The following is a 6,259-nucleotide window of genomic DNA, read 5'->3' as shown; positions in this document are numbered from 1 at the left end:
GTGATCTTCTTGTGGGAGGAAGAAGCTTGCGGACGACAGAGAGCGACCCTGTTTCTCCCCCCCCCCCCCCCCCCCCCCCCGCCACTCGGGAGCCACGTCATGGCCGAGGTAGCGGGACACTGCCTGGAGCAGACCGCGCACGGCGGTCTGCTCCAGGCCGGGCTGGTGTGGGGTCACTTGCTCTTGTCGCCGTCCTTGCTGTGCTTGCCGGCGCTCGATCCGGACGAGGTGTCCGGGGTCGACTTGCCGGTGCCGAAGTCCTTCTTCCCCGCGTGCTTACCCTTGCCGCCGTCGTTCGAGCCGCCGCTGCCGCCGGAGCTTCCGCCCTTGCCGGTACCCCATCCCATGGGATTCTCCTACCTAGTCGTGATGCTCGTCCTGATGCCGTCGGTCGTGCGTCGCAGGCCTGGGCAGATGACCCAGGCCTGCGAGGCCGTCCGACTAACGTCAGTCGGGATGTCTACGACGGTAGGTGTCTGAGATCACGACCTGAAGTGACCACCAGTACAGGTACGTTGGCGCGAACTCCCGAAAGTGGGGGATCTCATGCGGTCGAGCTCACCGGAAACCCTGACTATGAGTCAGGGGCGAACGTCACGTCTGCGATCCGGCACCATCTCGGGGTACGTCTTTCGGGTGATACGTGAACAGCACGGTTGCACACAGGACGATTTCGCCGAGCAGCTGGCAGTTTCACCGGACACCATTGCCGGCTGGGAGAGTGGTCGGCGTCCGCTCACGGCCATGCCTATCGGCCAGATGCTCGCACACCGTCACCGGCTGATGCGGATGGGCACGGCTCCTGCAGTTCTGCAGACCCTGGAGCGCGCCTTCGAGGCGGACATCCTCTTGACCGGTGCACTCGCAGGCCGAGCGGCGCACGATGGCCCGCTCGGATCGATGGTGCTGCAGCGAGACCTCGTGGAGATCTTCATGTGGCCGCTCAGTGGTGTGGCACCGAAGGCCGTGCGTGACCTACCGCCCCCGCCACGTCCACGAAGGGGTCCAGTCCCGAGCGGGCCGGAGCTGGCCGTCGCCGACCGCATCCGGTTCTTCGCGGCAATGCGGCAGACGGCGGAGGAAGCGCGGGGGCCAGGGCGCTTCCTTGTTCGCCGTCAGGCGCTCTATCTAGCCGGGTTCGACGACCGCGGTGACACCCGGGATTGGCTCGCGCACCAGCAGCGAACCGCGAAGCCGGACGATTGGCTGACCAGCTGGCTCAACTCCCGTTCCGTCGCCATGGTCTCCGCCCGGCACGGTGACCGGGACCGCATGAGTCACTTCATTGACGCGGAGTTGGCGGATGAGAAGGGCTCAATTGCAAACCTCAACTATTGGGCCTACTGGATCGGTGAAGTTCCCTCGCCGGAACTCTCCGACGACTTCATCGCCGCTGGGAGGCCTGGGCCGTGGACAGGCGACAAGCTGCTGGCCCACCTCGCTCAGGGCCTCGTTCCTCAGCACGGGTACGTCGAGCTCAACATCCACACGGTGTGGTCGCTGCTCCAGGCGCGGCCGAACATGCTGCACTCCGGGGCCGTAGCCCGAGCACTGCGCGAACGGCTTCCAGTGCTGTTGGATGGGCGGGAGCTCTCACCACGAGGGCGGCGTGAACTCGACAGCATCCGTTACGCGATCCGCCTTGCCGAGGCGTGAGAGGAGCCAGAGGATGACGGACGACCTGACCTCGGTGGCGAGGTTCCTGTTCGAAGCCGGGACGCTCAAGCAGACCAAGCGCACGGGCTGGTGGATGGCAGGGGTTCGCGATCCGGAGTCGGTCGCCGAGCACTCCTGGCGGACCGCGCTGATCGCCTCGGTGATCGCCAAGCTGGAGGGCGCCGACCCGGCGCAGGCCGCATTCCTCGCGGTCTGGCACGACTCGCAGGAGACGCGCACCGGGGACGTCAATCACCTGGGCAAGAAGTACGCGCCGGGCGCGGATCCGGTGGCCGTGACGGCTGACCAGGTTGCCGGGATGCCGGAGATCCTGGCCTCGGCCATTCAGGACCTCGTCGCGGAGTACGAGGGGAAGGAAACGCCGGAGGCGGTCTGCGCGCGGGATGCGGACAAGCTCGAATGCATGATCCAGGGCGTCGAGTACAAGGCGCAGGGTTATGCCAACGCGCAGCGATGGATCGACAACAGCCGGGGGCGGCTCACCACGAAGTCGGGTAACGCCCTCGCCGATGCGATTCTGGCGAGCGACTCCCTGGACTGGCTCCGCGCTGCTCTCGGCGAGAAGCCGCTCGACAGGGAGCGGAGGGACCAGGATGGCGATCGAGGCTGAGCTCAAGGCGGTCGTGCGAGACCCGGAGGGTGTGCTCAGGCAGTTGGAGGACCGGTACGGCGCCGGCCGGGCCGAGGTCTACCGGGACACGTACTACGACGCGCCGGACGGCAGCCTGATGGGGGCCGACCGTGAGCTGCGGATCCGCACCGTGCACGGCCTGGACGACACACGGACAGTGCTCACGTACAAGGGCGCCAGGGTGGACGAGGCCTCCGGCTCGAAGCCGGAGGCCGAGACACGTGTCGAGGACGCCGATGCGATGCACGAGATCGTTCGGGGCCTGAGTTTCGTTTCGCGCATCGCGTTCGAGAAGCGGTGCCGCAACTACGCGTTCGAACGCGATGGCCGGCGGGTGCTGGTAACGCTTGTGCACGTACCCGAGTTGGACGACGCCACGTTCATCGAGGTCGAGACCGTGGTGGTGACGGAGAACGAACTTGGACCGGCACTCGAGCTCGTTCGTGGAGTGTTGTCGGAACTTGGCATCGGAGAAGGTGACTTGACGACGGAGCTGTACACCGATGCGGTCGCGACAGCGCGGCCGGTGTGACCCGGAGGGTCCAGCGTGCCCGTCCTCCGGTGGGGGCGAGCACGCTGCTGTACACCTCGCTGCCGCGCGTGGGTGACGACGTCGCCTGTCAGTCTTTGGTGGCCCGTGATCTCGTTCCCTGCCGTGCATCACCCCTTGGCATTCGCGCGCTTGGCAAGCTGAAGTAGTTCCGGCGGTGCGCTCCGGCCGGCGATGAGGATGAGCTCTCGGATCGTCGCCCGAGCTGATGAATGGCTCCGGACGCTCTCCGGTGCCAACTCCTCTGCACGAAGCAGGAATTCAAGAGCCTCTCCGAGCTGTCGACGTTGAGCGTGAGCGCGACCGAGGTCGATGAGAAGTCTGGACCTTCGCTCAGGTGAGAGCTGACTGGCATCGATTCGCAGACCCAGGTCCAGTGCCTCGCCTGCATCGCCGAGATCGACAGCGGTCGAGACGGCTTGGACTTCGACGTTTGTCGGGCCGAACTCCAGATTGAAGTCGTTCCGGTCCTCACCGAGTCGCGCAGCGACCTCTCTGGCATTCGAAAGTTCCGACCGCGCTTGTTCGCGTTGACCGGCGCGGGCGGCGGTCAACGCGAGGACCAAGTGAAGCGCGCCGAGGACGGAGAGCGCTTCAGGTGCTGGGCTGTCCGTCGAGGTGTACGCCCGGAGGGCTGCCACGGCGCTCCCTGCCGAGTGTTCTGCTTGGTCCAGGCGCCGTAGCCGGACGAATGCGTGGGCCAACCGGTAGATGCCAGCGAAGACATGGAGCGGTTGACCGGACTGCTCAGCGGCGCGGATGGCGCGATCGGCGGCCACCCAGGCTGCATCTGCCTCGTCCTGGCGGACAAAGGCTGCGGCTACTGCCTGGTATGCCTGGCTGAGTAGCAGGTGGATCTCGGATCGATCTCTACCGGTCGCAGTTCGTGAGGCCCTCTCCAGGCGCGGCAGGGTGTTCGAGATGACTGTGCTCAGCTCGGAGAATCGCGCACTGTGCGTCAGAAGCCAAAGGTCCTCGACCGCGGCCCTCAGCTCGGCGATGTCAGGTGCGCCTGCGTTCGCAGGCGCATTGATCAGCGAGTCGAGAGCTGGATGGCCAGGCAGGCAAAGCCGTGCCTGGTCAAGGTCGTTGGCACGATCTCCGGAAGCGGAACCGGGCGTGGTCGGGGTTGGAGCATCGGGCCGCAGCGTCTGAATGGACACGCCGAGGCCGTTTGCCAGCAACTGGAGCACGTCGAGTCGGACGACCGGTTGAACCCCGCGCTCGACTTGGGAAACCCAGCTGGCAGTTCGGTTGATGGCAGCGGCGAGCTGATCTTGTCTCATGCCACGACTCTTGCGCAGCTGGGCCACTCGGGCACCGAACGCGCGTCGCTCTTCAGGGCTCATCGGGCGGCCTTGCCGTCCGATGAGCCCTTGCTGGAGACCTCCTCCAAGAACGTGACCTCGAACGATTCGAGGTACTGTCCGCGCTCGGAGAGGAACTGACGGACATGCGGCTGGCGTTCGTGGTCCTCGAAGGCTGCGCGGTCCGCGTACAGCTCGTAGAAGATCCGGACGCGAGGTTCGTCCGGCACGAGGTGGTTGACGTATACGAGTGTTCCGGGCTCCAGGCGGCGGATCCCTTCGAGGGCTTCCGCGGCCAGAGCGTCGAAGGCGTGAGCTGCTGCCGCGTCATGGGCGACGAAGCGCACAACCAGACCGAATCCCATGGTTCTTCCCTTCCTGGATTGGTTGAGTCTCACACGACTCGATGAAGGTCTGCGAGTAGCAGAGTCACTCGACTCGCAGTTTCTCTGTGACTACTTTCAGTGTCGACACCGTGGCATAGAGCGACGGGTGGGATCCCTCTTGCTGCCGTTCATCGGCGGCGCCTGTCCATCTGCAGCGATGGAGGAGTAGTGGGGTGGAACGTGATTGTCAGTCCGCTGAGTAACGCTCGATTCCCGGTTCCCTTGGAGTGGGGTGTGCCGCCGGGGCCGGATGCCGTGCCGGCGGCGCGGCGGCTGGTGGTGGCGATCCTGCGGGAGTGGGGGGTGTCGCTGACGGAAGACGCCCTTCAGGAAGTGGAGTTGTGTGCGAGCGAAGTCATCGCGAATGCGCTGCTGCACACGGGGGAGTGCTGCGTCGTGTCCGTCCGCCGTCGTAGTGGCCGGGTGCGGGTGGAGGTGGCCGACCGGTGTCCGGAGTTGCCCCGGCGGGATCGCGACGACGAAGCGACCGGTGGGCGTGGGTTGTTGCTCGTTGAAGCGCTGGCACACGCCTGGGGGTGGCGGCCGACGGATGCGGGCAAGGTGGTGTGGTTCGAGTACCAGGCAGACGCCGAAGCGCCGTGCCCCACGCATGGGTGGGGCACGGCGCTCGATCTCTCCACCGTCTGTGAGGTGGCGTAGTGGTGACCACCGCCCGCCTCGTGTGGTGGGTGCTGTTGGCCCCCGGCCCCCTCAGGTCGTACCGAAGAAGCTGTCCAGGATCCGTTGCGCGGCCAGCCCCGCCGGCAGCGTACCGGCCCGCACCTGGGCCTCCAGTTCCGGGGTGAGCCGTCGCACCTCCGGGTGTTCGTGCAGCCGCGCGTACAGCTGGTCGTGGACCATCGCCCACGTCCACTCGACCTGCTGCTCCCGCCGCTTCGCCGCCAGGGCGCCCGTCGCGTCGAGCACCTTGCGGTGCTGCTGCAGCCGCTCCCACAGCACGTCCAGCCCGGCCCCGTCGAGCCCGCTGCAGGTGAGCACCGGCGGCGTCCATGCCGCGTCCGGCGGCTGCAACAGCCGGAGCGCGCCCGCGAGTTCACGCGCCGCGGCCTTCGCGTCCCGCTCGTGCGGCCCGTCCGCCTTGTTGACGGCGATGACGTCCGCGAGCTCCAGCACGCCCTTCTTGATGCCCTGGAGCTGGTCGCCGGTGCGGGCCAGTGACAGCAGCAGGAAGGTGTCGACCATCCCGGCCACCGCCGTCTCGGACTGTCCGACCCCCACCGTCTCGATCAGCACCACGTCGTACCCGGCCGCCTCCATGACCACCATCGACTCCCGGGTGGCCTTGGCGACGCCGCCCAGCGTCCCCGAGGTGGGCGACGGCCGGACGAAGGCGGCCGGATCGACCGCGAGCCGCTCCATCCGGGTCTTGTCGCCCAGGATGGAGCCGCCGGTCCGGCTGGAGGTGGGGTCGACGGCGAGCACCGCGACCCGGTGGCCCGCCGCCGTCAGCATCGTCCCGAAGGAGTCGATGAAAGTCGACTTGCCGACACCGGGCACGCCGGTGATGCCCACCCGTACCGCCCCGCCCGCGTGCGGCAGCAGCCGTTGGAGCAACTGCTGCGCGAGCGCGCGGTGGTCGGGCCGGGTGGACTCGACGAGGGTGACGGCGCGCGCGATCCAGGCGCGCGAGCCGTCCAGGACACCCGTCACATAGGCATCGAGGTCGATGGTCCGAGGAGGCATGGCG

General features: G+C 67.2%; 8 protein-coding genes. 4 read left to right on the top strand and 4 right to left on the bottom strand.

All coding sequences use genetic code 11. The features are described from left to right. Window positions 1-173 precede the first annotated feature (173 nt). Window positions 174-347 (bottom strand): hypothetical protein, encoded by a 174-nt coding sequence (locus ACZ47G_RS07105; RefSeq protein WP_465740439.1) that lies wholly within the window; start codon window positions 345-347, stop codon window positions 174-176. Window positions 348-576: 229 nt separating this feature from the next. On the opposite strand from ACZ47G_RS07105, the gene ACZ47G_RS07100 reads away from it, so the two are divergent. From ACZ47G_RS07100 to cyaB, 3 genes are read left to right on the top strand one after another with little or no spacing between them, the layout of a single operon-like run. Beyond that, window positions 577-1,656, top strand: coding sequence for a helix-turn-helix domain-containing protein (locus tag ACZ47G_RS07100; RefSeq protein ID WP_465740438.1), 1,080 nt, complete (start codon window positions 577-579; stop codon window positions 1,654-1,656). 13 nt (window positions 1,657-1,669) lie between these two features. After that, window positions 1,670-2,287, top strand: a complete 618-nt coding sequence (locus ACZ47G_RS07095; RefSeq protein ID WP_465740437.1) for an HD domain-containing protein — start codon at window positions 1,670-1,672, stop codon at window positions 2,285-2,287. Continuing rightward, window positions 2,271-2,840, top strand: coding sequence for a class IV adenylate cyclase (gene cyaB / locus ACZ47G_RS07090; protein ID WP_465740436.1), 570 nt, complete (start codon window positions 2,271-2,273; stop codon window positions 2,838-2,840). The genes ACZ47G_RS07095 and cyaB overlap by 17 nt, the downstream gene beginning before the upstream one ends. Before the next feature lie 128 nt (window positions 2,841-2,968). Here the strand turns inward: cyaB and ACZ47G_RS07085 are convergent, their stop codons facing one another. Next, window positions 2,969-4,207: a helix-turn-helix domain-containing protein gene (locus ACZ47G_RS07085; protein ID WP_465740435.1), complete on the bottom strand. Its 1,239-nt coding sequence runs from the start codon at window positions 4,205-4,207 to the stop codon at window positions 2,969-2,971. Next, a complete protein-coding gene (locus ACZ47G_RS07080) occupies window positions 4,204-4,530 on the bottom strand; it encodes a putative quinol monooxygenase (RefSeq protein WP_465740434.1) in 327 nt (108 codons plus the stop codon). The genes ACZ47G_RS07085 and ACZ47G_RS07080 overlap by 4 nt, the downstream gene beginning before the upstream one ends. A gap of 189 nt (window positions 4,531-4,719) precedes the next feature. Between ACZ47G_RS07080 and ACZ47G_RS07075 the strand changes: the two genes are divergently transcribed. Continuing rightward, window positions 4,720-5,211, top strand: coding sequence for an ATP-binding protein (locus ACZ47G_RS07075; RefSeq protein WP_465740433.1), 492 nt, complete (start codon window positions 4,720-4,722; stop codon window positions 5,209-5,211). A gap of 51 nt (window positions 5,212-5,262) precedes the next feature. Here the strand turns inward: ACZ47G_RS07075 and meaB are convergent, their stop codons facing one another. Then, window positions 5,263-6,255 carry a methylmalonyl Co-A mutase-associated GTPase MeaB gene (gene meaB / locus ACZ47G_RS07070; RefSeq protein WP_380459619.1) on the bottom strand — a complete coding sequence of 331 codons (993 nt, stop codon included), beginning with the start codon at window positions 6,253-6,255 and terminating at the stop codon, window positions 5,263-5,265. Between the last annotated feature and the right edge of the window lie 4 nt (window positions 6,256-6,259).

This window comes from Kitasatospora sp. NPDC030952 (genome assembly GCF_055571335.1).
The sequence above is the reverse complement of the archived record's forward strand: the minus strand, read 5'-3'. Positions and strand labels throughout refer to the sequence as shown.

Bases quoted from the DNA above. Each gene is read 5' to 3' on its own strand.
- meaB (WP_380459619.1), bottom strand. From the start codon at position 6,255: ATGCCTCCTCGGACCATCGACCTCGATGCCTATGTGACGGGTGTCCTG.
- ACZ47G_RS07085 (WP_465740435.1), bottom strand. From the start codon at position 4,207: ATGAGCCCTGAAGAGCGACGCGCGTTCGGTGCCCGAGTGGCCCAGCTG.
- ACZ47G_RS07080 (WP_465740434.1), bottom strand. From the start codon at position 4,530: ATGGGATTCGGTCTGGTTGTGCGCTTCGTCGCCCATGACGCGGCAGCA.
- ACZ47G_RS07105 (WP_465740439.1), bottom strand. From the start codon at position 347: ATGGGATGGGGTACCGGCAAGGGCGGAAGCTCCGGCGGCAGCGGCGGC.
- cyaB (WP_465740436.1), top strand. From the start codon at position 2,271: ATGGCGATCGAGGCTGAGCTCAAGGCGGTCGTGCGAGACCCGGAGGGT.
- ACZ47G_RS07100 (WP_465740438.1), top strand. From the start codon at position 577: ATGAGTCAGGGGCGAACGTCACGTCTGCGATCCGGCACCATCTCGGGG.
- ACZ47G_RS07095 (WP_465740437.1), top strand. From the start codon at position 1,670: ATGACGGACGACCTGACCTCGGTGGCGAGGTTCCTGTTCGAAGCCGGG.